Origin of the sequence: Symbiopectobacterium sp. (assembly GCF_051710365.1) — a bacterium.
GTDB lineage: Bacteria > Pseudomonadota > Gammaproteobacteria > Enterobacterales > Enterobacteriaceae > Symbiopectobacterium.
In genome coordinates this window covers 1-22,800 of the sequence record NZ_JBPETA010000009.1, presented here as the reverse complement: position 1 = coordinate 22,800, position 22,800 = coordinate 1, and the positions used below count along the sequence as shown (strand labels likewise).

At 54.7% G+C, this 22,800-nt stretch carries 19 protein-coding genes and 1 pseudogene; 14 read left to right on the top strand and 6 right to left on the bottom strand.

Going from position 1 to position 22,800, the window contains the following annotated elements:
- Nucleotide 1 precedes the first annotated feature (1 nt).
- Nucleotides 2-802 (top strand): enhanced serine sensitivity protein SseB, encoded by an 801-nt coding sequence (sseB, locus tag ACTBDZ_RS01720; protein ID WP_438814004.1) that lies wholly within the window; start codon nucleotides 2-4, stop codon nucleotides 800-802.
- Nucleotides 803-837: 35 nt separating this feature from the next.
- Here the strand turns inward: sseB and ACTBDZ_RS01715 are convergent, their stop codons facing one another.
- The 4 genes from ACTBDZ_RS01715 to ACTBDZ_RS01700 all read right to left on the bottom strand — a co-directional run bounded on the left by ACTBDZ_RS01715 (nucleotide 838) and on the right by ACTBDZ_RS01700 (nucleotide 5,538).
- Nucleotides 838-1,629, bottom strand: coding sequence for a MurR/RpiR family transcriptional regulator (locus ACTBDZ_RS01715; RefSeq protein WP_438813995.1), 792 nt, complete (start codon nucleotides 1,627-1,629; stop codon nucleotides 838-840).
- A 21-nt stretch (nucleotides 1,630-1,650) separates the two neighbouring features.
- Entirely contained in the window at nucleotides 1,651-2,502 is an 852-nt protein-coding gene (gene sseA, locus ACTBDZ_RS01710; protein ID WP_438813994.1) for a 3-mercaptopyruvate sulfurtransferase, read from the bottom strand.
- A gap of 86 nt (nucleotides 2,503-2,588) precedes the next feature.
- On the bottom strand, nucleotides 2,589-3,968 hold the full coding sequence (locus ACTBDZ_RS01705) for a 6-phospho-alpha-glucosidase (protein ID WP_438813993.1): 1,380 nt from the start codon (nucleotides 3,966-3,968) through the stop codon (nucleotides 2,589-2,591).
- Nucleotides 3,969-3,981: 13 nt separating this feature from the next.
- Entirely contained in the window at nucleotides 3,982-5,538 is a 1,557-nt protein-coding gene (locus ACTBDZ_RS01700) for a PTS transporter subunit EIIC (protein ID WP_438813992.1), read from the bottom strand.
- 380 nt (nucleotides 5,539-5,918) lie between these two features.
- Between ACTBDZ_RS01700 and ndk the strand changes: the two genes are divergently transcribed.
- The 11 genes and pseudogenes from ndk to ACTBDZ_RS01645 all read left to right on the top strand — a co-directional run bounded on the left by ndk (nucleotide 5,919) and on the right by ACTBDZ_RS01645 (nucleotide 17,187).
- Nucleotides 5,919-6,350, top strand: coding sequence for a nucleoside-diphosphate kinase (gene ndk, locus ACTBDZ_RS01695; protein ID WP_264643629.1), 432 nt, complete (start codon nucleotides 5,919-5,921; stop codon nucleotides 6,348-6,350).
- A 191-nt stretch (nucleotides 6,351-6,541) separates the two neighbouring features.
- On the top strand, nucleotides 6,542-7,750 hold the full coding sequence (locus ACTBDZ_RS01690) for a bifunctional tRNA (adenosine(37)-C2)-methyltransferase TrmG/ribosomal RNA large subunit methyltransferase RlmN (RefSeq protein WP_438814003.1): 1,209 nt from the start codon (nucleotides 6,542-6,544) through the stop codon (nucleotides 7,748-7,750).
- A gap of 190 nt (nucleotides 7,751-7,940) precedes the next feature.
- Nucleotides 7,941-8,732 (top strand): type IV pilus biogenesis/stability protein PilW, encoded by a 792-nt coding sequence (gene pilW, locus ACTBDZ_RS01685; protein ID WP_438813991.1) that lies wholly within the window; start codon nucleotides 7,941-7,943, stop codon nucleotides 8,730-8,732.
- A complete protein-coding gene (gene rodZ, locus ACTBDZ_RS01680) occupies nucleotides 8,722-9,729 on the top strand; it encodes a cytoskeleton protein RodZ (RefSeq protein ID WP_438813990.1) in 1,008 nt (335 codons plus the stop codon). Before pilW ends, rodZ begins: the two co-directional genes overlap by 11 nt.
- Nucleotides 9,730-9,769: 40 nt before the next feature.
- Nucleotides 9,770-10,891, top strand: coding sequence for a flavodoxin-dependent (E)-4-hydroxy-3-methylbut-2-enyl-diphosphate synthase (ispG, locus tag ACTBDZ_RS01675; RefSeq protein ID WP_438813989.1), 1,122 nt, complete (start codon nucleotides 9,770-9,772; stop codon nucleotides 10,889-10,891).
- 122 nt (nucleotides 10,892-11,013) lie between these two features.
- A complete protein-coding gene (hisS, locus tag ACTBDZ_RS01670; RefSeq protein WP_438813988.1) occupies nucleotides 11,014-12,291 on the top strand; it encodes a histidine--tRNA ligase in 1,278 nt (425 codons plus the stop codon).
- 154 nt (nucleotides 12,292-12,445) lie between these two features.
- Complete coding sequence (locus ACTBDZ_RS01665) at nucleotides 12,446-13,066, top strand: YfgM family protein (protein ID WP_438813987.1); 621 nt, start codon at nucleotides 12,446-12,448, stop codon at nucleotides 13,064-13,066.
- 10 nt (nucleotides 13,067-13,076) lie between these two features.
- Nucleotides 13,077-14,258 carry an outer membrane protein assembly factor BamB gene (bamB, locus tag ACTBDZ_RS01660; protein ID WP_438813986.1) on the top strand — a complete coding sequence of 394 codons (1,182 nt, stop codon included), beginning with the start codon at nucleotides 13,077-13,079 and terminating at the stop codon, nucleotides 14,256-14,258.
- Nucleotides 14,259-14,402: 144 nt separating this feature from the next.
- Nucleotides 14,403-15,887, top strand: coding sequence for a ribosome biogenesis GTPase Der (gene der, locus ACTBDZ_RS01655; RefSeq protein WP_438813985.1), 1,485 nt, complete (start codon nucleotides 14,403-14,405; stop codon nucleotides 15,885-15,887).
- Nucleotides 15,888-15,977: 90 nt separating this feature from the next.
- Nucleotides 15,978-16,937: pseudogene (locus ACTBDZ_RS01650) on the top strand (AEC family transporter).
- A 19-nt stretch (nucleotides 16,938-16,956) separates the two neighbouring features.
- Nucleotides 16,957-17,187 carry a zinc ribbon domain-containing protein gene (locus ACTBDZ_RS01645; protein WP_438813984.1) on the top strand — a complete coding sequence of 77 codons (231 nt, stop codon included), beginning with the start codon at nucleotides 16,957-16,959 and terminating at the stop codon, nucleotides 17,185-17,187.
- On the opposite strand, the gene xseA is transcribed toward ACTBDZ_RS01645, so the two are convergent.
- Nucleotides 17,188-18,564, bottom strand: a complete 1,377-nt coding sequence (xseA, locus tag ACTBDZ_RS01640) for an exodeoxyribonuclease VII large subunit (protein WP_438813983.1) — start codon at nucleotides 18,562-18,564, stop codon at nucleotides 17,188-17,190.
- A gap of 181 nt (nucleotides 18,565-18,745) precedes the next feature.
- Between xseA and guaB the strand changes: the two genes are divergently transcribed.
- Nucleotides 18,746-20,203, top strand: a complete 1,458-nt coding sequence (gene guaB, locus ACTBDZ_RS01635) for an IMP dehydrogenase (RefSeq protein WP_438813982.1) — start codon at nucleotides 18,746-18,748, stop codon at nucleotides 20,201-20,203.
- Between the two features lie 111 nt (nucleotides 20,204-20,314).
- Nucleotides 20,315-21,892, top strand: coding sequence for a glutamine-hydrolyzing GMP synthase (gene guaA / locus ACTBDZ_RS01630; protein ID WP_438813981.1), 1,578 nt, complete (start codon nucleotides 20,315-20,317; stop codon nucleotides 21,890-21,892).
- 292 nt (nucleotides 21,893-22,184) lie between these two features.
- Here guaA and ACTBDZ_RS01625 read toward each other — a convergent pair whose 3' ends face one another.
- The gene (locus ACTBDZ_RS01625) at nucleotides 22,185-22,661 is read right to left on the bottom strand and encodes a GH25 family lysozyme (protein WP_438813979.1); all 477 of its coding nucleotides are present in this window, start codon (nucleotides 22,659-22,661) and stop codon (nucleotides 22,185-22,187) included.
- Between the last annotated feature and the right edge of the window lie 139 nt (nucleotides 22,662-22,800).

Here is a 22,800-nt window from a genome sequence, read left to right as displayed (position 1 = left end):
TATGACATTTACCCCGCAAAACAAGCTGGAAGAGGTGCTGATGAAGGCGGCGACTGAGCCCGCCCATCGGCCTGAGTTTTTCACCGAGCTGATGGATGCTACCGTCTATATCATTGGCGGCAGCGATGATGCGAGCGAACAGGGTGCCAGTACCCTGCCTGTGGGCAGTCAGGTTGAGATTCAGCACTGGGAAAAACCCGATGGCAGTACCGCTATCCCGTTTTTCTCGTCGCTGGAAGCCTTGCAGATGGCTATCTCAACGGAAGCCGCTTTTCTGGCGCTGCCAGCCCGCTCGCTGTTTGAGTTAACGCAGGGGCAGACGTTGTTCCTTAACCCTAAGCTCCCCTACGGCAAAGAATTCCTGCCGCAGGAGGTGGAACACATGCTGGCGGGTGAAGGCAATGGCTTTGTGCAAAGCCGTGTGGTTGACGAGCCGGTAGAAGTGCATCTCAGCCTGCCGGATCCGTCGCCGGACCAAATGATCGATTCGCTGACGCAACTGCTTGCCAAGCATCGCCCGGTGCGCCGTGCGTGGGTAGTGCAGATCCAGGAAGGTGAAGCCGAATCCAATCTGCTGATCGGTCTGGAACTGGTCGATTTGGATGACGTGGAGGCGGTTATCCAGGCGGTGGGCACGGTTGCCAGCGATACTGTAGTCGGCGATCAGCCGGTGGATATTTGTATCGTCGATAAGGATGAAAAGGGCGGCGTAAGCCACTATTTTCTGCACCACGCCACGCCGTTTTATGAGCGTAAGTGGGGTAGCTTCCTGCGTGAGTTCAAACAAACGGGCAAAGCGTAATTTACCTTGTGCGTCCCCTGTTCAGGGGATGCCATCTAGACCGGGTTGCCCGTGGTCGCCCGCAGCAGCAGTAGATCAATCAGTAACACCAAATTAGACTCGAACGAGCTAACCTCTCCCGCTTCGGCCGCAAAATGAATAGCGTCATCCTGCAAGCGAAAGTGTAAATCAGCCACGTTGGCTAACGGATTAAACGATGCACGGGTGAAGGCGACCACGGTCATGCCGATGTTTCTGGCGATCTGCGCTTTTTCAACCACCTGCTCGGTTTCTCCGCTGCGCGAGATAGCGATAAAGATGCGGTATTTGGGGGCATTGCTAAGAAAAATCCCTTTGCTGTCCCCCAGACCGGAGACAAACGCATCCTTGCCCAGTATTTGCAGCTTTTTGGCGAAGTACTCGGTAAACAGGTGGGAGAACCCGGCACCGTAAAGAAAAAAATGGCTCTCGTGACGCAAGATATGGCAGAAGGCGTCCATCAGCGCGGGCGTTACGTAGGTGAAGGTTTTTTCGTAATTGGCGACAAAATGGCGATAGGCTTCTGGGATGCCATCGCTGGCAACCGATGTGGGGTTTTCCGGAAACGAACGTGGCGCATCGGCGAGCAACTGCTTGCAGTGATAGATAAATTCGCTGTAGCCGCTAAACCCCATTTTTTGGCACAGGCGCATGATGGTTGCCGTCGAGACATAGGTTTGCTGCGCCAGTTCACGCACAGTGATCTTGCCGACCAGCGACGCGTGCTCGGCGATAAACACCAGCACGCGGTGTTCCGCGCGCGTCAAATCTCTGCCGTGGTGAACCAGTGATGTCAACCGGCTATCCATGGTGCTGCTCCTGCGCGGCAATCAGCCTAATGCGATAGGGGTATCATCACGGGCACCCCATTCGCTCCAGGCACCGTCATACAGCGTGACATCGGACACGCCCAACTGCGCAAGCGCCAGGATCACCACCACTGCGGTGACGCCAGAGCCGCAACTGGCAACAATGGGGCGGCTGAAATCCAGGCCCGCTTTGTGCAGAATCGTCGCCAGCTCAGGGCTGGGTTTCAGGGTGCTCTGTGTCACCAGGTTGCCCCACGGTACGTTCAGGCTGCCGGGAATATGGCCGCGATGCAGGCCGGGGCGCGGTTCATCCACTTCACCGCGAAAACGCGGGGCAGGGCGCGCATCGACAATTTGCGCTGAGCCGTTACGGCTGATCGCCAATACCTGTTCCCGCGAGCGGATCGCGCCTGCGGTTAATACGGCATTAAAATGCGCTGGCGTGGGATGCACGTCTCCCTGCTCAATCGGATAACCCTGCGCTTTCCACTCTGCCAGCCCGCCGGAAAGAATCGCCACCTGACGAGCGCCGAAGTGGGTTAGCATCCACCAGGCACGCGGAGCGGAAAACAGGTTACCTTCATCGTAAATCACCAGCGGTTGCTGATCGCTGATGCCCAATTCACCCATCGCTTTGGCGAACGCTTCTGCGCTGGGCATCATGTGGGGCAATGCGGTGTTGGGATCGGACAGGGTTTCAATATCAAAAAAAACCGCGCCGGGCAGATGCACCGCGCGGTATTCAGCATGGATATCCCGGCTGGTTTCACCCGGGGGTAACATGCGCGCATCGATCAGTGTGATGTCATCGGAAGCCAGATGCTCCGCGAGCCAGTCGGCAGAAACAAACAAACGGGAAGAAGAAGCTGACATATAAACCCCACGCATGGGCAGTGCATGTTGCCCTGAGTGAAACAGTGGTAAATATTGTCAGCCATTTTTCCTTTTCCGACAAGCAGCTATTCGAATTTGCCTGCTTTCACCGCCACGCCGTCACGGTAGGCCTGTTTCAACTGCGGCCAATATTCCTGGTTTGCCGCGATCATCTCATCGAGGATCGCTTTGGCATGCTGCATGGTGGGCACGGTACGATTGAGCATAAACGCCTGCAAAGCTTTCTCGTAACTGCCTTCCAGGGTCGCTTCCACCAATAACTGCTCGGACGCCAACTGCTGTTCCAGCAGCGCGCGATGGAATGTCGGCACATTGCCCATGCGAACCGGCTCCGGCCCGTTTGCCGTGATATACGCGGGTACCTCCACCATCGCATCATAAGGAAGATTGGCAATAGCCCCTTTGTTCTCAACGATCACCAGATGGCGCTGGCGCAGGTCGAACGCCAGTGAGCAGGCAACATCGACAATAAACGCGCCGTGCACGCCAACGTGGAACGCGTCCGGCAAAATCCCGGTTTGTTTGTAGGTCGCGGCGGCAGCAAACAGTTTCTTCTCGCGCCCGTCCATCACTTCGTTGGCGCGGGTGTAGTTAGGGTCCTGATGCGCGACGATCTCGTTAGGCATGAGGTAGTACTGCAAATAAGGGTTAGGCACGAATTCCGGGAAATGATCCATCACCGGTTTGATATTGCGCCAGGTTTTCACCCAGGACGGATCGGCATGCTGCGGATCGGTGTCTGCGGCATTGGCGGTTAGCAGGCCATAACGGGCGATGTGCTCGCGTAATTCCGGCAAACGATCTTCACCTTCGACCAGCACGCGGGTAAACCAGCCAAAGTGATTCAGGCCGAAGTAATCAACGGTAATTTCTTCGCGTTTTACGCCCAGCACGGCGGCGATATTGCGCATCGCTGCCACTGGCATATCGCAGATATTTAGTACCCGGGCATCAGGGCGCAGGCGGCGGATCCCTTCCGCGACAATCGCCGCCGGATTGGAGTAGTTAACAATCCAGGCATTTTTATGTGCAAAGCGCTCAACTAGATCGATCAGTTCAACCATCGGCAGAATGGTGCGCAAGCCGTAGGCCAATCCACCGGGGCCGCAGGTTTCCTGCCCAACTACACCGTGACGTAGCGGGATCTTCTCATCCTGCTCGCGCATTTTGTATTGTCCAACACGCATTTGTGCAAACACAAAATGCGCACCGGAGAACGCCACTTCTGGATCGGTGGTGACACAGTAACGAATGCTGTTGCTGTGATCGCGAATCACCTTTTCGACCACCGGCGCGATGGTGTCCTGACGTTGACTGTCGATGTCGTACAAGCGGATTTCAGCCAGCGGGAAATCCGCCAGGCGCACCATCAGGCTTTTCACGATGCCCGGGGTATAGGTACTGCCGCCACCGTCAATGGTCAGGATGAAAGGGGGTTTGGTCATCGTCTGTCTCCTTTTAAAGCGCATTTTCTAAGGCTTCACGAACGGTTTTTACGTGCAGGCCATACACCACCTGGACATTGTTGCCCTGGCGGATAACGGCTTTGGCACCGGTGGTTTTCAACTGCTGGTCATCGACCAGCGCAGTGTCTTTCACTGTCACCCGCAATCGGGTGTAGCAGTTGTCGACCACCTCAATATTGGGTTTGCCGCCCAGTCCGGCGATGACGGTGGCACCGTCGGGGGCGTTGCTGCCTTTTTCCTGCGCTTTACTCTGATAGTCGGTTTTGGAGTAGAGCCGCGTCTCTTCTTCATCCGCTTCACGTCCGGGTGTCGGCATGTCGAAGTACAAGATCAGGGTGCGGAACACAAAGAAGTAGATCACCGACATGGTAAGACCGACCGCGATGTACATCGGCCAGTTGGATTTGGCGATGCCCAGTGGCAGGTTATACAGCAGAAAATCGATCACGCCGTTAGCACCAATGGCGTGCACGCCAAGCAGCGAGAACAGCATCATCCCCAACCCGGTCAACACCGCGTGCACCACAAACAGTAACGGCGCGACGAACAGGAAGGAGAACTCCAGCGGCTCGGTGACGCCGAGCAGGAAAGAGGTAAAGGCAGCAGGAATCAGGATAGCCTTTGCGGCAATGCGTTTTTCTGGCTTAGCGGTGACGTACATTGCCAGTGCCGCCGCAGTCAGGCCAAACATTTTACTGATACCGCGTGCATCCCAGGCGACGGTCGGGCTCAGTTGTGTGACGCTGGGGCAGGCCATTTCGGCGAAATAAATATTACGCGTACCCTGATACAGCTTGCCGCACACATCGGCGGTTCCACCGAGTTCGGTATACAGGGACGGGGTATAGACCAGATGATGCAGCACGGTCGGGATCGGAATTCGTTCAAGGAAGCCGTAAATAGCTACCCCAAACGGTCCTGCGCCTTTAATCGCAAAGGCCAGTGCGCTGATACCGTGCTGGGCATAGGGCCAGACGGCGCTCATGACAAAGCCGAGCAATATCGCGCTGGGGATTGCCAGAATGGTGACAAAGCAGTGGCCTGAGTAGATAGCCATCATGCCGTTAAACTGTTTGCTGGAATAACGGTTAAACAGATAACCGGCAAAGGCACCGATGAGGATACCGGCGAACACGCCCATTTCCAGCACTTGCACGCCCAGAACCATGCCTTGCCCGGCAGGACGCATCTCTGCGGCAGGCACCAGTTTGCCCTGAAGTTGCAGCGTAATGTTCATCGCGTTGATGAAAATGATAAAGGTCACCAACCCGATCAGGGCGGCATAGCCTTTGTCACGCGTGGCAAGGCCTATGGGGATGCCGACGGCAAACACCAGCGCCAGGTTGGCCAGGATGGCAACGGCGGATTTGGCGATCAGTTGACCAAAATTCTGAATAATGGGGTGGTGCAGCAAAGGCAGATATTCGGCCAGATTGCCGTTACCGAACACATTACCAAACGCGATAAACAACCCGACGATTGGCAGGATCAGCACCGGACCGTACAGCGATTTGCCGAAATTCTGCAACGCATTGACGGCTCTTTTCATTTTTTGCCCTCTTCGTGGCTATTGTTAAGGGTAACGTCTGTCAGGTGTCACCTGAGAAGGTGTAGCGTACGGGTAAAGTCTAGCAGTGAATCGTGCGGTAATTCTAGTTATCTTATTGTTTTAAAAACAAATTACTCAAAAGGTAACAAATTACTCTGGGAACTGTGATCGGACAGTGATTGCCATGACACGGGTATTTGCCCATCCGTGTGGCGATGTGCGCAATGACGAGACAAAAAGATACGATTTTTTTAAGAAAATGTTATATAAGCCGATAGGCAAGGGAATGTTGCCACCCTATAATCGGCGCCACTTTCACTGACTGGTATGATAATTCTTTTAATCCGGTCGTTATTAGCGTGTGACATAATGAGGTCAATATGACGGTAGAACGTACCTTTTCCATCGTAAAACCCAATGCCGTAGCCAAGAATGCCATCGGTGCCATTTACGCGCGTTTTGAAAGCGCCGGATTCACGCTGGTGGCCGCTAAAATGGTGCAATTAACCCGTGCGCAGGCGGAAGGTTTCTATGCTGAGCACCAAGGCAAGCCGTTTTTTGATGGCCTGGTGGATTTCATGACCTCTGGCCCTATCATGGTGCAGGTGTTGGAAGGGGAAAACGCCATTCAGCGCAACCGTGACATCATGGGCGCGACCAATCCGGCGAATGCGTTGGCTGGTACACTGCGCGCTGACTACGCAGACAGTTTTACCGAAAATGCGGTACACGGCTCCGATTCTCCGGAATCTGCTGCACGTGAGATTGCTTATTTCTTCAGTGCTGAAGAGATCTGCCCGCGCCTGCGTTAACCTGGTGCGGCGGTTTTTCTCGCATCAAGCGTAAAAAAACGCGGCGGCGGTAGCATCGCTGTTTTAAACTTTGTACAATGCAGCGCCCCGGATGAGCGCGCACTGTTTGTCCGGGGCGTTTCTTATTCATATTATCGTCATCTGTCGCGCCACAACGTGTAATAACGAGGCCAAGAGTTACCATTATGAGCATGTCCCAGTCTCTGTCTTTAGCGGAAAGCACCACCCTGTCTGCCGCCACCTGTTCCTCCACTGCTACTGATGCTGCACCTGTCGTGAAAACCGATGGTGAAAAGATCAATCTGTTGGATTTGAATCGCCAGCAAATGCGCGCCTTTTTTGCCTCCATTGGTGAAAAGCCATTCCGCGCCGATCAGGTGATGAAGTGGATGTATCACTACTGTAGCGATGATTTCGCCGAAATGACGGACATCAACAAGGTGCTGCGTCAGAAGTTACAGCAGATCGCCGAGATCCGTGCGCCGGAAGTGGTCGCTGAACAGCGTTCTTCGGACGGCACCATCAAATGGGCGATTCTGGTCGGTGGGCAACGGGTCGAAACCGTGTACATCCCGGAAGAAGATCGTGCCACGCTCTGCGTCTCCTCGCAGGTGGGCTGTGCCCTTGAATGCAAGTTTTGTTCGACCGCGCAGCAGGGGTTCAACCGTAACCTGCGCGTATCGGAAATTATTGGCCAGGTGTGGCGTGCCGCGAAAATTATCGGTGCTCAGAAAGTCACCGGTCAGCGCCCAATCACCAACGTGGTTATGATGGGCATGGGTGAGCCGTTGCTGAACCTGAACAACGTGGTGCCCGCCATGGAAATCATGCTGGATGATTTCGGTTTTAGTTTATCCAAACGCCGCGTGACGCTTTCTACCTCTGGTGTGGTACCGGCGCTGGATAAATTGGGTGATATGATCGATGTCGCTTTGGCGATATCGCTGCACGCGCCGACGGATGATATCCGCAATGAAATCATGCCAATCAACAAAAAGTATGACATTGCGACCTTTTTAGCCGCTGTGCGTCGCTATCTGGAGAAATCCAATGCCAATCAGGGGCGTGTTACGGTGGAATACGTGCTTCTGGATCACATCAATGATGGCACCGAACATGCGCATCAGCTTGCCGAGTGTTTAAAAGATACCCCCTGCAAGATTAACCTGATTCCCTGGAACCCGTTCCCGGGCGCGCCCTATGGTCGCAGTTCCAACAGCCGTGTAGACCGTTTCTCCAAGGTGCTGATGGAGTATGGTTTCACCACCATCGTGCGTAAGACGCGCGGTGACGATATTGATGCGGCGTGCGGTCAATTGGCGGGCGAAGTGGTCGATCGTACCAAGCGGACGCTGCGCACCAAACGCGCGGGTGAACCAATTCAGGTCAAAGCGGTCTAATGCCTTAATGTGCTTGGTGAAATGGCATTTGGCATCGAATCAGGGTGCCAAATGCCTTTCATCGGCGTATGATGGCGTCCGCGTAGCTAGCGTGTATTGGCTGAATACACGCGGGTGTTTGCCGCGTTAACGACAATGCGGGATGCGACTGCGAGCGGACAGGGAATCCGTTTTTTAGCGGAGGGTCAGGATGACACCTCGTATTCAGCAAGATTATGTACAACGTCAAGAGTATGTACAGCGTCGTGTTTTATTCGCGCTCGGCATCGTAGTGCCACTGTTGAGTGGGTGTGCCAAGGTGCAGCGCCCGTCGGCGATCGAAGCGTTGGTCACTACGCGGTTGCAACTGGGTATGGCATACCTGAAACGAGACGATCTTGACGCGGCGCGGCGCAACTTGTCGAGCGCCGTTGAGGCCGCTCCAGACGATTACCGTACCCAACTGGGTATGGCGTTGTACGAACAGCGCATTGGCGAGTATGGTGCGGCAGAACGGCGTTATCAAATCGCGTTGCGTCAGGCACCGGAAAATGCCAGCGTAATGAATAATTACGGTGCGTTTCTCTGTAGTTTAGGGCAGTATGTAGCGGCGCAGAAACAGTTCAGCGCTGCGGCGCAACATCCTGATTATCGGGAAGTTGCGCAGGCTTTGGAAAACGCGGGATACTGCCATTTCAAAGCGGGAAAATGTGATGAGGCACGCACATTGCCAGTTCGGGAGCTACACTATGACCCGACAAAAGGCGACAGGGTGCTCAGTGAAGTGGGGCATCGACTGACTGCCCAACACTTTAACGAAGCCAGGCACCTTTTGGATATTTATCACCATAGTCTTCCAGCCAGCGCTGAGAGTCTGTGGTTAGAGATTCGTTTCGCCGCGTTGGCGGGCCGTGATGATGAGCGTAACTATCATGGCGACAGGCTGGCGCGAAGTTTTCCACACTCTAAACAGTACCAGCAGTTCTTAGCTAATGAATACTGAAGCCACTCTAGAAAATACCACCCCTGCCACTCCTGGCGAGCGTCTGCGTCAGGTGCGTGAGCATATGGGATTGACACAGCAAACTGTCGCTGAACGTTTATGCCTCAAAGTGACCACCGTGCGAGAGATCGAAGAGGGCAGCACCTCTCCCGATTTAGCACCTACCTTTTTGCGCGGTTATATCCGCTCTTATGCCAAGCTGGTGCATTTGCCGGAAAGCGAACTGCTGCCAGCGTTGGATAAACACGTGGTGCCGAGAATCGCCAACGTGGCATCAATGCAAGGCTTTGCCTTGGGAAAAAGCCGTAAGAAACGCGATGGCTGGTTGATGACCTTTACCTGGCTGGTGGTGCTTATCGTGCTAGGGTTAACCGGTGCTTGGTGGTGGCAGAATTATCAGGTGCAGCAGCAAGAGATCAGCTCTATGGTCGATCACGCTGCGGCTAACACACCGGAAGAGGCGGAGAGTCAAACGGCGGTTCCGCTCGCCACGACGGGTTCACAGACTATCGATTTGACACAGATTGCGCCGGCCGCGCCGGAAGGTGCAAACACCGCCGCGAATTCAGCGTCGGTGAATACGCCTGCTGCAAATGCAGCAACGACCACGGGTGCGCCAGTGACGTCAGCGCAGGCAGGTAATGGGCATCAGCCTGTTGCACCGGTTACCACGCCCTCTTCTACTGCTACTACTGCTACAGATGCTACAGAGTCCGTTGCTTCACAGAGCGCAACGCCTGTCAGTGACAGCGGCAATACCATTGCCATGACCTTTAGTGCCGACTGCTGGCTGGAAGTGATCGATGCGGCAGGCAAAAAACTCTACAGCGGCGTGCAGCGCGGCGGCAGTGTGTTAAACCTGAGCGGTCAGGCGCCTTATCGCTTGAAGATCGGCGCACCGGCAGCAGTGCAAATTCAGTATCAAGGTAAACCGGTGGATTTGAGCCGGTTTGTAAGAAGCAACCAGATTGCTCGTCTGACGCTGGCAGCGGAGTAATTTCCGGTGCCGGTGATGCTGTAAATGTGGAGAAGAAGTAATGCATAACCCTGCACCCATCGTCCGTTGCAAATCAACGCGCATTTACGTCGGCAAGGTGCCTGTTGGTGACGGCGCACCGATTGCTGTGCAGTCGATGACTAACACCCGAACCACCGATGTGGACGCCACGGTAAAACAGATCAAATCCCTTGAACGCGTTGGCGTGGATATTGTTCGCGTCTCCGTGACTACCATGGACGCAGCAGAAGCGTTTAAGCTTATCAAACAGCAGGTTAACGTTCCGCTGGTGGCCGATATCCACTTTGACTACCGTATCGCGCTGAAAGTGGCGGAATACGGCGTAGACTGCCTGCGTATCAATCCCGGCAATATCGGCAACGAAGAGCGTATTCGCTCGGTGGTCGATTGCGCGCGCGATAAAAACATTCCGATTCGCATCGGGGTCAACGGCGGTTCACTGGAAAAGGATCTTCAGGAAAAATACGGTGAACCCACGCCGGAAGCGCTGTTGGAATCTGCAATGCGTCACGTGGACATCCTCGATCGCCTCAACTTCGATCAGTTCAAGGTGAGTGTGAAATCGTCGGATGTGTTTCTGGCAGTGCAGTCTTACCGCTTGCTGGCGGCGCGTATCGATCAGCCGCTGCATCTGGGGATTACGGAAGCGGGCGGCGCACGCAGCGGTGCGGTCAAATCGGCTATCGGTCTGGGGCTGTTGCTGTCGGAAGGCATTGGCGACACGCTGCGTATTTCGTTGGCGGCCGATCCGGTTGAAGAAGTCAAAGTCGGCTTTGATATCCTGAAATCGCTGCGTATTCGCGCGCGTGGCATCAATTTCATCGCGTGCCCTACCTGCTCTCGTCAGGAATTCGATGTTATCGGCACGGTCAACGCGCTGGAACAGCGTCTGGAAGATATCATTACGCCGATGGACGTTTCCATTATCGGTTGCGTGGTCAACGGGCCGGGCGAAGCGCTGGTCTCAACGCTGGGCGTGACCGGCGGTAACAAGAAAAGCGGTTTTTATGAAGATGGCGTGCGTCAGAGAGAGCGCTTTGACAACGACGACATGATTGACCAACTGGAAGCGAAAATTCGCGCCAAAGCGGCGATGCTGGATGAAAATAAGCGCATCACGGTCAATGTGGTGGACAAGTAATCAGCCTCGCATCGTCAGTGACCGTTAAACCCGGCGGTGGCTTTAACGTTGAACAGAGCACATTGCACCCCCTATAATCGGATCCATTGGAAAAACGATTTTAAAACGCATAGAGAACTGACGTGGCAAAAAATATCCAAGCCATACGCGGCATGAATGATTATCTGCCTGCCGAAACGGCCTTATGGCAGCGTATCGAAGATAGCCTGAAAAAAGTACTCCGCAGTTACGGTTACAGTGAAATCCGTCTGCCCATCGTTGAACAGACGCCGTTGTTTAAACGGGCGATTGGCGAAGTGACTGATGTGGTCGAAAAAGAGATGTACACCTTTGACGACCGTAACGGCGATAGCCTCTCACTGCGCCCGGAAGGGACCGCAGGCTGCGTACGTGCCGGTATTGAACACGGCATCCTCTATAATCAGGAACAGCGCCTGTGGTATATGGGGCCGATGTTCCGTCACGAACGTCCGCAAAAAGGGCGCTACCGTCAATTCCATCAGTTAGGCTGTGAAGTGTTTGGTCTGCAAGGGCCGGATATCGATGCCGAACTGATCCTGCTCAGTGCGCGCTGGTGGCGCGAACTGGGTATCGCCGAACACGTTGCGCTGGAACTGAACTCCATCGGTTCGCTGGAAGCGCGGGCGCGCTACCGTGACGCCTTGATCGCGTTTCTGGAACAACACAAAGATCAGTTGGATGAAGATTGTTTGCGTCGCATGTATACCAACCCGCTGCGCGTATTGGATTCCAAAAACGCGCAGGTGCAGGCACTTCTCAATGATGCGCCGGTGTTGACGGACTATCTGGATGACGAATCTCGCCAACACTTTGAGCAACTGGGTGAACTTTTAACGCAAGCGGGTATCCCATTTACGGTGAATCCGCGGTTGGTGCGCGGTCTGGATTATTACAACCGCACGGTGTTCGAGTGGGTCACCACCAGTCTGGGTTCGCAGGGCACGGTGTGCGCGGGCGGCCGTTATGATGGCATGGTGGAGCAGCTCGGTGGGCATGCCACGCCTGCTGTCGGTTTTGCCATGGGGCTGGAGCGTTTGGTGCTGTTAGTGCAGTCGGTTAACCCTGATTTCACCGCACTGCCTGGCGTTGAGGTGTATCTGATTTCCTCCGGCGTTGGCACGCAGTCAGCGGCCATGCAACTGGCTGAAACACTGCGTGATGCGCTGCCAGAGCTGAAACTGATGACCAACTATGGCGGCGGAAATTTCAAGAAACAGTTTGCTCGCGCGGATAAATGGGGCGCTCGTATTGCGCTGGTGCTGGGCGAGAACGAAGTGGCTTCCGGTCAGGTGGTGGTGAAAAATCTGAGCAGCGGCGAGCAGGTCACGTATTCAATGAGTGTATTGCTACATAGTCTGGCATGCAAAAAAGGTGTTTAAAACCAGCCTGAATGCATGAAGAGAACATAGAGCATGAATACTATTTTTATTGCGGAGCAACACATTGAATACGTGACCGGCGAGCAGGATACATTGGCGCAGGCGGACGTTGCCGCGCGTCTGGCAACGTTACTGGGTTGAGGAGAGAGACACCGTGGAAGTCTATACCACTGAGAATGAGCAAGTTGATGCGTTGCGCCGCTTTTTGATTGAAAACGGCAAAGCGTTGGTGGTGGGGATTGTGCTCGGTATCGGTGCCCTGGTCGGGTGGCGTTACTGGCAGAATCATCAGTCTGAAGGGGCCATGTCTTCCTCGTTGGCTTACCAGCAGGCCAGTGAAGCATTGGCGAAAGGTGATGCGGCGGGCGTTTCGGCGGCGGAAAAATTCTCGGCCGAGAATAAGAGCAGCTATGGCGTGCTGTCTTCCTTGCAACTGGCGCGCTATCACGCCGATAAAGGGGAGTTCGCTCAGGCGGAAACCCAATTGCGCACCGCGTTGACGCAAACCAAAGATGTCGATCTGCAAGCATTGACCGCGCTACGTTTGGCGCGCGTTCAGGTGCAGCAGGGGAAAGCCGATGACGCATTGAAAACGCTGGATACCATCACACAGGCGGGATGGGCTGCCATGGTGGCGGATGTACGCGGCGACGCCTTGGTGAGCAAAGGCGATAACGCGGCTGCGCGTGCGGCATACGATAAAGGGGTGGCGGCGAATCCGCCACAGGCATTGCAGGCGTTGCTGCGTATGAAATTAAATAATCTGCCGGGCTAAGAGGAACGTCATGCAATTGCGTAAAACACTTGTGGTTGGAATGCTTTCTCTGGCTTTTTTGAGCGGATGTTCGCTGTTCAGCGGTGAAGAAGACGTGGTAACCATGTCGCCGCTGCCCAAGGTTGAGAATCAGTTTACGCCAACCAAAGTTTGGAGCAGTTCTGTGGGGAGCGGCCTTGACGGGCACTACTCCAATTTGCGTCCAGCCTGGCAGGGCGATCGCGTTTTTGCCGCCGACCGTAAAGGTCTGGTGAAGGCGATGGACTTGGCGAACGGCAAAGAGCTGTGGCGCGCCGATCTGTCTACCAAACGTGGGTTTCTCTCGTCGCGTGAATCCGCGCTGCTTTCCGGCGGTGTGACGGTCTCTGGCGATCGTGTGTATGTCGGTAGCGAGCGCGCAGAGGTGTTTGCGCTTAATGCGGCAGACGGTACCCTTGCATGGCAAGCCACGGCGGCGGGTGAAGTATTATCACGCCCGGTGGTGAGTGATGGCGTGGTGTTGGTGCACACCAGCAACGGTATGCTGCAAGCGCTGGATGAAAGTGACGGTGCCATCAAATGGACCGTAAACCTAGATATCCCAACGCTGTCGCTGCGCGGTGAGTCTGCGCCTGCCACCGCGTTTGGTGCTGCTATTGTCGGCGGTGACAACGGTCGTGTAAATGCGGTGCTGATCAACCAAGGACAACTGATTTGGCAGCAGCGCATTTCTCAACCGAGCGGCGCGACCGAAATCGATCGCCTGAACGATGTGGATACGACGCCGGTGGTGGCTGGTGAGCTGGTGTATGCACTCGGCTATAACGGCAACATGGCTGCGCTCGATCTGCGCTCCGGCCAGATCGTGTGGAAACGCGAGCTGGGCAGCGTGCAGGATTTTGTCATCGATGGCGATCGTATCTACGTCGTGGATCAAAACGATCGCGTGGTCGCTCTCAGCACCAATGGCGGCGTGAATCTGTGGCGACAAAGCGATCTGCTGCACCGTAACCTGACCGGGCCAGCGCTGTATAATGGCTATCTGGTGGTGGGTGACTCCGAAGGCTATCTGCACTGGATCAATACTGCGGATGGTCGTTTCGTGGCGCAGCATAAAGTGGACAGTTCCGGTTTCCTGAGCGACCCGGTGGTGGCCAGCGACAAGCTGTTGATTCAGGCCAGGAACGGCGACGTATACGCGTTTACCCGCTAGAGAACAGAAGGTATCTGGGCTGCACCGCGCAGGCGGTGTGAGCCTTGAAACGGCTCCTGAACGCATCAGGAGCCGTTTCGTCTTTTAAATGTCAGCGAGTCGATTTGCTGTAACATATTGAAATATAATAAATGAGGTTGTGAAATGATACCTGTCGTCGCGCTCGTTGGGCGCCCGAATGTGGGAAAATCTACCCTGTTTAACCGCCTGACGCGTACCCGTGACGCCCTGGTGGCGGATTTTCCTGGGCTTACGCGTGACCGTAAATACGGCCGGGCGGAAGTGGGAGGGCAGGAGTTCATTATCATTGATACCGGTGGTATCGACGGTTCGGAAGAGGGCGTGGAAACCCGTATGGCAGGGCAGTCGCTGCTCGCCATTGAAGAAGCGGATATCGTGCTGTTTATGGTGGATGCGCGCGCCGGGCTGATGCCTGCCGATCTGGGCATCGCACAGCATTTACGCAGCCGCGAGAAAGCCACTTTCCTGGTCGCCAACAAAATTGATGGCGTGGATGCGAATATCGCGATGGCGGATTTCTATTCGCTGGGGCTGGGTGAGGTCTATCCCATGGCGGCTTCCCACGGGCGCGGTGTTACCTCGTTGCTGGAAAACGTGTTGCTGCCTTATGCCAAGCAGGAAGATGAACCGGTTGAACTGACGGAAGAAGAGGCTAACGCTGCCTACTGGGCGGAACAGTTAGGCGAAAACACTGATGAGCCAGAGGACACCGAAGATGACTTCGATCCGGAAAGTATGCCCATCAAACTGGCTATTGTCGGTCGCCCCAATGTGGGCAAGTCCACTCTGACCAACCGTATTCTGGGCGAAGACCGTGTGGTGATGTATGACATGCCGGGCACCACCCGCGACAGCATTTACATTCCGATGGAGCGCGATGGCCGCGAGTATGTGCTGATCGACACCGCTGGTGTACGTAAACGTGGCAAGGTCACGGAAACCGTCGAAAAATTCTCGGTGATCAAAACGCTGCAAGCGATTGAAGATGCCAACGTGGTACTGCTGGTTATCGATGCGCGCGACGGCATTTCCGATCAGGATCTCTCGCTGCTGGGCTTTATTCTTAATGCGGGGCGTTCGCTAGTTATCGCGGTGAACAAATGGGATGGGCTGTCGCAAGAGATCAAAGAGCAGGTGAAAGACATGCTCGACTTGCGTCTCGGGTTCATCGATTTTGCGCGCGTGCATTTTATCTCTGCGCTGCATGGCAGCGGCGTCGGTAACTTGTTTGAGTCGGTGCACGAAGCCTATACCTGCGCTACCAAGCGTGTGAACACCTCGCTGTTGACGCGTATCATGCAGATGGCCGTTGACGATCACCAGCCGCCGCTGGTTCAGGGCCGCCGCGTGAAGCTGAAATACGCTCACGCCGGGGGGTACAACCCGCCGATTGTGGTGATCCACGGCAATCAGGTCAAAGATTTGCCGGATTCCTACAAACGCTACCTGATGAACTACTACCGCCGTTCGCTGAACGTGATGGGCACGCCGATTCGCATTCAGTTCAAAGAGGGGGAAAACCCCTTTGCCGAGAAGCGCAATACCCTCACGCCCAATCAGTTGCGTAAGCGTAAGCGCTTGATGCAGCACATCAAGAAAGGCAAGTAATCAGAATGGGGCGGAATCGATGATCCGCCCCATTTTTATTATGGCCTTTGAATCAGCAATGACCGTCAACTCTGTGTGAAAGTGTACGTTATGTCTTGGGAAACCTGGAGTTTTGCCTTTAATGTCACCATGCCCGACCTGTTAATCCTGTTGATTGGCATGGGGCTGCGCCGTTTGGGGCAGTTGGATGATGCCTTTTGCGATTCGGCAATGAAGCTGGTGTTTAATCTGGCGCTGCCCTTCCTGCTGTTTTTCAGCGTGGCGACCAGCCAACAGTCAATTGCCACGCATCTCCCGATGATCCTCTATGGTGCCGTAGGCACCGTAACCACGTTTTTATTGCTTGAGTATGTGGCTGTTTATCTGGTGAAAGATCCCCGTGAGCGCGGTATTTTCGTTCAGGGAGGCTTTTGATCCAACACCGGCATTATGGGGTTGGCGTTTGCGGTACGCGCTTATGGTGAGCAGGGGATTGCGGTCGGCTCGCTCTACCTGACGGTCACTGTTATCTTGTTCAACGTGCTGTCCGTGATCACCCTAACGCGCAGTCTACGGCGGGGGCAGGATGGCGGCCGCGTCAGCAAGAAAGCGCTGTTAACCAGCATCGCGACCAATCCGCTGATTATTGGGCTGTTACTAGGAGTGGGCTATTCTCAGTCTGGCTTGGCGCTGCCCGACGTGGTGCGACAAACTGGTCAGCAGATCTCCGGGCTGGCGCTGCCATTGGCATTGTTGTGTGCCGGGGCGAGTCTGGATTTTAAAACCATGCTGCGCACCAGTAACGTCGCGGCGCTTTCCACCGTTGCCAAACTGGTGGTGGTGCCAGGCCTGCTGGCGCTCGGCGGCTGGCTGGTAGGCTTTCGCGGCGTGCAGTTGGGGATTATTTTTCTCTTTGCCTCGACTCCGACGGCGGCAGGCAGCTATGCCATGACACGGGCTATGGGGGGAAACGCTACGCTGGCGGCTAATATTATCGCCATGACCACGGTAGGATCGTTTTTCGCCACGGTGCTCGGGGTTTATTTGTTACGCGCCTGGGGCATCGCTTAAGCCTGAAACGGAGGAGCCAATGGAAACCCTGTGTCCGCATTGCCAACATGCCCTGAACTGGCTGAACGACAGTCGGTTCCAGTGTCCGCAGTGCCATCACCATTTTCAGCAACAAGCGCATTGCCCGGAATGCCAGCAGCCTCTGCAAACCTTATCAGCCTGTGGTTCGGTGAGTTATTTCTGCCAACGCGGTCACGGTTTGATTTCACGCCAACGCGTGCTGTTCAGCTGCCTTCCGGTGCAGGAATAGCTATGGCGATTTCCTACGTGCGCGCTTTTTAGCATCCGGCGTGACCTGCGTAACCTGGCTTTCTACCCAGCCGTCCTGTAACCGGGTTTTTAGCGTGTCGCCGGGTGCTGCCTGAGTCGTGGCGCGTAAAACCTGCCCGGAGGGGGTGGTGGTCACGTTATAGCCACGTGCCAGCGTTTTTAGCGGGCTGACGCCTTCCAGATGGGAACAAACCTCACCCAACCGCTGTTTATTCTCACTCAGTTGCCGGGTGATAAGCCGCTGCAATTGGTACTGCATCTGTTGCAGGTGTTGCTGCGCGCGATGAATACGTGAAAGTGGCTGCTGCTGCGTCAGCCGCTGCTGCAACCGTTCATTGCGCAGGGTCGCGCGCCGCAGTTGCTGCTGCATTCTCTCATCGAGCCTGCGCCGCAGGGTGATCAATTGGTTAAGCTGACGCGCCAAGCGTAACTGCGGATGCTGTTGCTGCAAACGGTGGTGGAGTCGGGAGAAATCGCGCTGGCGTTGGGCCAGTGAATAATCCATCGCCATTTCCAGCCGCTGACGTTGTGCATGTAGCTGGCGCAGCAGTTCGTTGCGATCGCGACTGACCAACTCTGCCGCCGCCGATGGGGTCGGGGCGCGTAAATCCGCCACGAAGTCGGCAATGGTGACGTCGGTTTCATGGCCGACAGCACTCACAATAGGAATACGACTGGCGAAAATGGCGCGAGCCACCCGTTCATCGTTAAAGCTCCAGAGATCTTCCAGCGAACCGCCGCCGCGCCCAACGATCAGCACATCACACTCTTGTCGTTGATTGGCAAGCTGAATGGCGCGAACAATTTGCGCTGGAGCCTCTTCGCCTTGCACCTGACTCGGATAAATCACCACCGGCAGTGCGGGATCGCGCCGCTGTAGCACATGCAGGATATCATGCAGCGCCGCGCCGCTAGGTGAAGTAATGACGCCGACGCTGCTGGCAGGGCGAGGGAGCGCCTGTTTGAATGACTGATCGAACAATCCTTCTGACGCTAATCGCTGCTTAAGCTGTTCGAACTGCTGTTGCAACAGGCCATCGCCTGCGGGTTGCATGCTTTCTGTCAGCAGTTGGTAATCACCGCGCGGTTCGTACAGGGTGATCGTGGCGCGCAGCAACACTTGCTGCCCGTTTTGTGGGCGAAACGTCACACGGCGATTGCTGGTGCGAAACATGGCGCAGCGCACCTGGGCGCGCTCATCTTTCAGGGTAAAGTACCAGTGACCGGAGGCGGGCTGGGAGAAGTTGGAAATCTCGCCGCACATCCAGATTTGCCCCATTTCCATTTCCAACAGTTGCCGGACGGTTTGATTGAGGCGGCTGACGGTAAAAATAGCGGATGAAGGCGCTTGGGACATGGCGTTGGCTAACCCGATTTAGTGAGCGAGATCAAATTTTAAAACAGAGGGTTAATTAACCTATATTACCTTGCCTGAAAGGTTAATCAAGTTTTTTATAAAAAAAAGCTGGAGGCAACCGATTACGCTCTGTATAATGCCACGGCAATATTTTATCGCATCCCCACATGAGATATTGCCCATGCTACGTATTGCCAAAGAAGCACTGACGTTTGATGACGTCCTCCTGATCCCAGCTCATTCGACCGTTCTGCCGAACACTGCCGATCTCACCACCCAGCTCACAAAAACGATTCGTTTGAATATTCCTATGCTCTCTGCTGCCATGGATACCGTGACGGAATCCGGTTTGGCCATCGCATTGGCGCAGGAAGGCGGCATCGGTTTCATCCATAAAAACATGTCGATTGAGCGCCAGGCGGAAGAAGTCAGCCGGGTGAAACGTCATGAAAGCGGCGTGGTTGTCGATCCGCAAACTGTGACGCCAACCACCACGCTGCGTGAAGTCACAGCGCTGACCGAACGTAACAGCTTTGCCGGTTACCCGGTAGTGACTGACGATAACGAACTGGTTGGGATTATCACTGGTCGTGACGTGCGTTTTGTGACTGATTTGGAACGTCCGGTGAGCGCCGTTATGACGCCGAAAGACCGTCTGGTAACGGTGCGTGAAGGCGAAGCGCGTGACGTGGTGCTGCAAAAAATGCACGAAAAACGCGTTGAGAAAGCGCTGGTGGTGGATGGCAGCTTCCATCTGCTCGGCATGATCACCGTGAAAGACTTCCAGAAAGCCGAGCGTAAACCTAACGCTTGTAAAGACGAACACGGTCGCCTGCGCGTTGGTGCGGCAGTTGGCGCGGGCAACGAGGAGCGCGTCGATGCGCTGGTTGCTGCCGGTGTTGACGTGCTGCTGATCGACTCCTCGCACGGCCACTCTGAGGGCGTGTTGCAGCGCATTCGTGAAACCCGCGCTAAATACCCCGATCTGCAAATCATCGGCGGCAACGTTGCCACCGGTGCCGGTGCCAAAGCGCTGGCTGAAGCAGGCGTGAGTGCCGTGAAAGTCGGTATTGGCCCTGGTTCTATTTGTACCACCCGTATCGTTACCGGCGTGGGTGTACCGCAGATCACCGCGATTTCCGACGCGGTAGCAGCGCTTGAAGGTACTGGCATTCCAGTCATTGCTGATGGCGGTATCCGTTTCTCCGGTGACATCGCCAAAGCCATCGCTGCGGGTGCAGCCTGTGTGATGGTAGGTTCTATGCTGGCGGGCACGGAAGAATCTCCGGGTGAGATCGAGCTGTATCAAGGCCGTTCCTTTAAATCTTACCGTGGGATGGGCTCGTTGGGTGCCATGTCCAAAGGTTCTTCTGACCGTTATTTCCAGAGCGATAATGCGGCAGATAAACTGGTGCCGGAAGGGATCGAAGGGCGCGTGGCTTATAAAGGCCACCTGAAAGAGATCGTGCATCAGCAGATGGGGGGCCTGCGTTCCTGCATGGGCTTGACCGGTTGCGGCACCATTGACGCACTGCGCACTCAGGCCGAATTTGTTCGCATCAGCGGTGCAGGCATTCAGGAAAGCCATGTGCACGATGTGACCATCACCAAAGAATCTCCGAACTATCGGATGGGTTGATTGGGCCCACAGGCCAATCTGCCGATGTGATGGCTGATTTGACAGAAACCCGGTAAACTTCGCCGGGTTCTCTTATTTTTTGCTCCTTACGTATTTTGGAATACGCCTCTCATGACAGAAAATATTCATCAACACCGCATACTCATTCTGGATTTTGGTTCGCAGTACACGCAACTGGTCGCGCGCCGCGTGCGTGAACTGGGCGTTTATTGCGAGCTCTGGGCATGGGACGTTACCGAAGCACAGATTCGCGAATTTAACCCGAACAGCATCATCCTTTCCGGTGGCCCGGAAAGCACCACCGAGCACAACAGCCCTCGCGCGCCGGAATATGTGTTCCAGGCTGGTGTGCCGGTGTTGGGTGTGTGCTACGGCATGCAGACCATGGCAATGCAGCTGGGTGGACATGTGGAAAGCTCCAGCGAGCGTGAGTTTGGTTATGCTCAGGTCGAAATCAAAGCGGAAAGCGCGCTGCTGCGCGATATTCAGGATGCGCTGAGTGAAAGCGGTGCGCCGCTGCTTGACGTATGGATGAGCCACGGCGATAAAGTGACGGCCATTCCATCCGATTTCGTCACCGTTGCCAGCACCGATACCTGCCCGTTTGCCATTATGGCTAACGAAGAGAAACGCTTTTACGGCGTACAGTTCCACCCTGAAGTGACGCACACCCGTCAGGGACAGCGCATGCTGGAACGTTTCGTGCGTGATATCTGCCAATGTGATGCGCTGTGGACGCCAGCAAAAATCATTGATGACGCGGTAGTGCGCCTGCGCGAACAGATTGGCAACGATCGCGTGATCCTGGGCCTGTCCGGTGGTGTTGACTCCTCTGTTACGGCGGTGCTGCTGCACCGTGCCATTGGCGATCGTTTGACCTGCGTGTTCGTGGATAATGGCCTGCTGCGTTTGAACGAAGCGGATCAGGTGCTGGAAATGTTCGGCGATCACTTTGGTCTGAATATCGTGCACGTGGCTGCGGAAGATCGTTTCCTGTCTGAATTGGCCGGTGAAAACGATCCGGAAGCCAAACGCAAAATCATTGGTCGCGTGTTCGTCGAAGTCTTCGATGAAGAAGCAAGCAAGCAGACCGAGGTGAAATGGCTGGCGCAGGGCACCATCTATCCTGACGTGATTGAATCAGCGGCGTCCAAGATCGGCAAAGCGCACGTCATCAAGTCTCACCACAACGTGGGTGGCCTGCCGAAAGAGATGAAGCTGGGTCTGGTTGAGCCGTTGAAAGAGCTGTTCAAAGACGAAGTGCGTAAAATTGGTCTCGAACTGGGCTTGCCGTACAACATGCTGTTCCGCCATCCGTTCCCTGGTCCAGGCCTTGGGGTGCGCGTGCTGGGCGAAGTGAAGAAAGAGTACTGCGATCTGCTGCGCCGTGCCGATGCCATCTTCATCGAAGAACTGCACAATGCTGACCTGTACCACAAGGTAAGCCAGGCCTTTACCGTGTTCCTACCGGTGCGTTCCGTAGGCGTGATGGGCGACGGTCGTAAATACGACTGGGTGGTCTCTCTGCGTGCGGTTGAAACTATCGACTTTATGACCGCTCACTGGGCACACCTGCCGTATGACTTCCTGGGTCGCGTTTCCAACCGCATCATCAACGAAGTCGATGGCATTTCTCGCGTGGTGTATGACGTGTCTGGCAAGCCGCCTGCAACGATTGAGTGGGAATAATCGCCATTTAACGTTACGTAGAGGATTGCCCCTGTAACTGAATTATGTCTGGCGGCATAATCTACATCGACCTCAGCGGAGAATGTCCTGTGACATTCTCCGTGGGTTTTTTTTACCGCTTAGCGATTCAAGCGTTAGCGCTGCGGGTTGACTTTACTGATCAAGACGTCGCCATTAATGCCTTTTATCGTTCCGTGAGATGAATATTCCCAGAAACTCCAGTTTCCTTTTCCCCAGGGATATAACGTATCAGGGTAGTCAGGTTGTGTTCTCCAGTGTTCGGGCCAAATTTTTATTTTCCGAAAGAAATCATCATGCAATTCCCATGCAACGCTGTTCTTCCAGGTATCAATATTGGTTTTGATGTATAAGTTATTGGACAAATGGGAAGGTCTGAATCAATAATATGCTGTATCAGATGGTAAAGGTTATTCGCCATTTCATTTTTGGTGGCAGTCTTATTACTTCCGACCTTATTATTGACTTCAAAGGCAAAAGCATCTTTGTTGGTAAATCCTGCCTCTTTCAGCGTGTTTACTATGGTTCTTGCCTGTGCTTCTGGCGTGCTGGATTTGGCTCGGAAAATATGCCAGGCCCCGGAAGGGATACCTGCCACTCTGGATTTTCGGAAATTTTCAGAAAACGTCGGGTCAATATAGGTCTCACCTTCTCCCAGGCGAGAAAACGCCATGCTGACACCGTCTTCTTTTACTTTATCCCATTCAATGGTTCCCTGGAATCTGGAGATGGCAATAACGTTATTGTTCATAATCATTCCTCTCTCCGTCATTCCGCACCTGATTTTTCTTTTTTCGGGACTTGACGGTATTCTGAAGTTCTGAATTTATTACTGCTTTTTGCAGACCAATCAGCATGAGTACTCCCCACGTTACCATCCGTAACCTTGA

What these genes read in the sequence shown, in the direction of transcription:
- ispG (WP_438813989.1), top strand. Translation starts at nt 9,770, where the DNA reads ATGCATAACCCTGCACCCATCGTCCGTTGCAAATCAACGCGCATTTAC.
- ACTBDZ_RS01690 (WP_438814003.1), top strand. Translation starts at nt 6,542, where the DNA reads ATGTCCCAGTCTCTGTCTTTAGCGGAAAGCACCACCCTGTCTGCCGCC.
- sseB (WP_438814004.1), top strand. Translation starts at nt 2, where the DNA reads ATGACATTTACCCCGCAAAACAAGCTGGAAGAGGTGCTGATGAAGGCG.
- sseA (WP_438813994.1), bottom strand. Translation starts at nt 2,502, where the DNA reads ATGTCAGCTTCTTCTTCCCGTTTGTTTGTTTCTGCCGACTGGCTCGCG.
- pilW (WP_438813991.1), top strand. Translation starts at nt 7,941, where the DNA reads ATGACACCTCGTATTCAGCAAGATTATGTACAACGTCAAGAGTATGTA.
- ACTBDZ_RS01625 (WP_438813979.1), bottom strand. Translation starts at nt 22,661, where the DNA reads ATGAACAATAACGTTATTGCCATCTCCAGATTCCAGGGAACCATTGAA.
- bamB (WP_438813986.1), top strand. Translation starts at nt 13,077, where the DNA reads ATGCAATTGCGTAAAACACTTGTGGTTGGAATGCTTTCTCTGGCTTTT.
- ACTBDZ_RS01715 (WP_438813995.1), bottom strand. Translation starts at nt 1,629, where the DNA reads ATGGATAGCCGGTTGACATCACTGGTTCACCACGGCAGAGATTTGACG.
- guaB (WP_438813982.1), top strand. Translation starts at nt 18,746, where the DNA reads ATGCTACGTATTGCCAAAGAAGCACTGACGTTTGATGACGTCCTCCTG.
- xseA (WP_438813983.1), bottom strand. Translation starts at nt 18,564, where the DNA reads ATGTCCCAAGCGCCTTCATCCGCTATTTTTACCGTCAGCCGCCTCAAT.
- ndk (WP_264643629.1), top strand. Translation starts at nt 5,919, where the DNA reads ATGACGGTAGAACGTACCTTTTCCATCGTAAAACCCAATGCCGTAGCC.
- ACTBDZ_RS01645 (WP_438813984.1), top strand. Translation starts at nt 16,957, where the DNA reads ATGGAAACCCTGTGTCCGCATTGCCAACATGCCCTGAACTGGCTGAAC.
- ACTBDZ_RS01700 (WP_438813992.1), bottom strand. Translation starts at nt 5,538, where the DNA reads ATGAAAAGAGCCGTCAATGCGTTGCAGAATTTCGGCAAATCGCTGTAC.
- guaA (WP_438813981.1), top strand. Translation starts at nt 20,315, where the DNA reads ATGACAGAAAATATTCATCAACACCGCATACTCATTCTGGATTTTGGT.
- der (WP_438813985.1), top strand. Translation starts at nt 14,403, where the DNA reads ATGATACCTGTCGTCGCGCTCGTTGGGCGCCCGAATGTGGGAAAATCT.
- rodZ (WP_438813990.1), top strand. Translation starts at nt 8,722, where the DNA reads ATGAATACTGAAGCCACTCTAGAAAATACCACCCCTGCCACTCCTGGC.
- ACTBDZ_RS01705 (WP_438813993.1), bottom strand. Translation starts at nt 3,968, where the DNA reads ATGACCAAACCCCCTTTCATCCTGACCATTGACGGTGGCGGCAGTACC.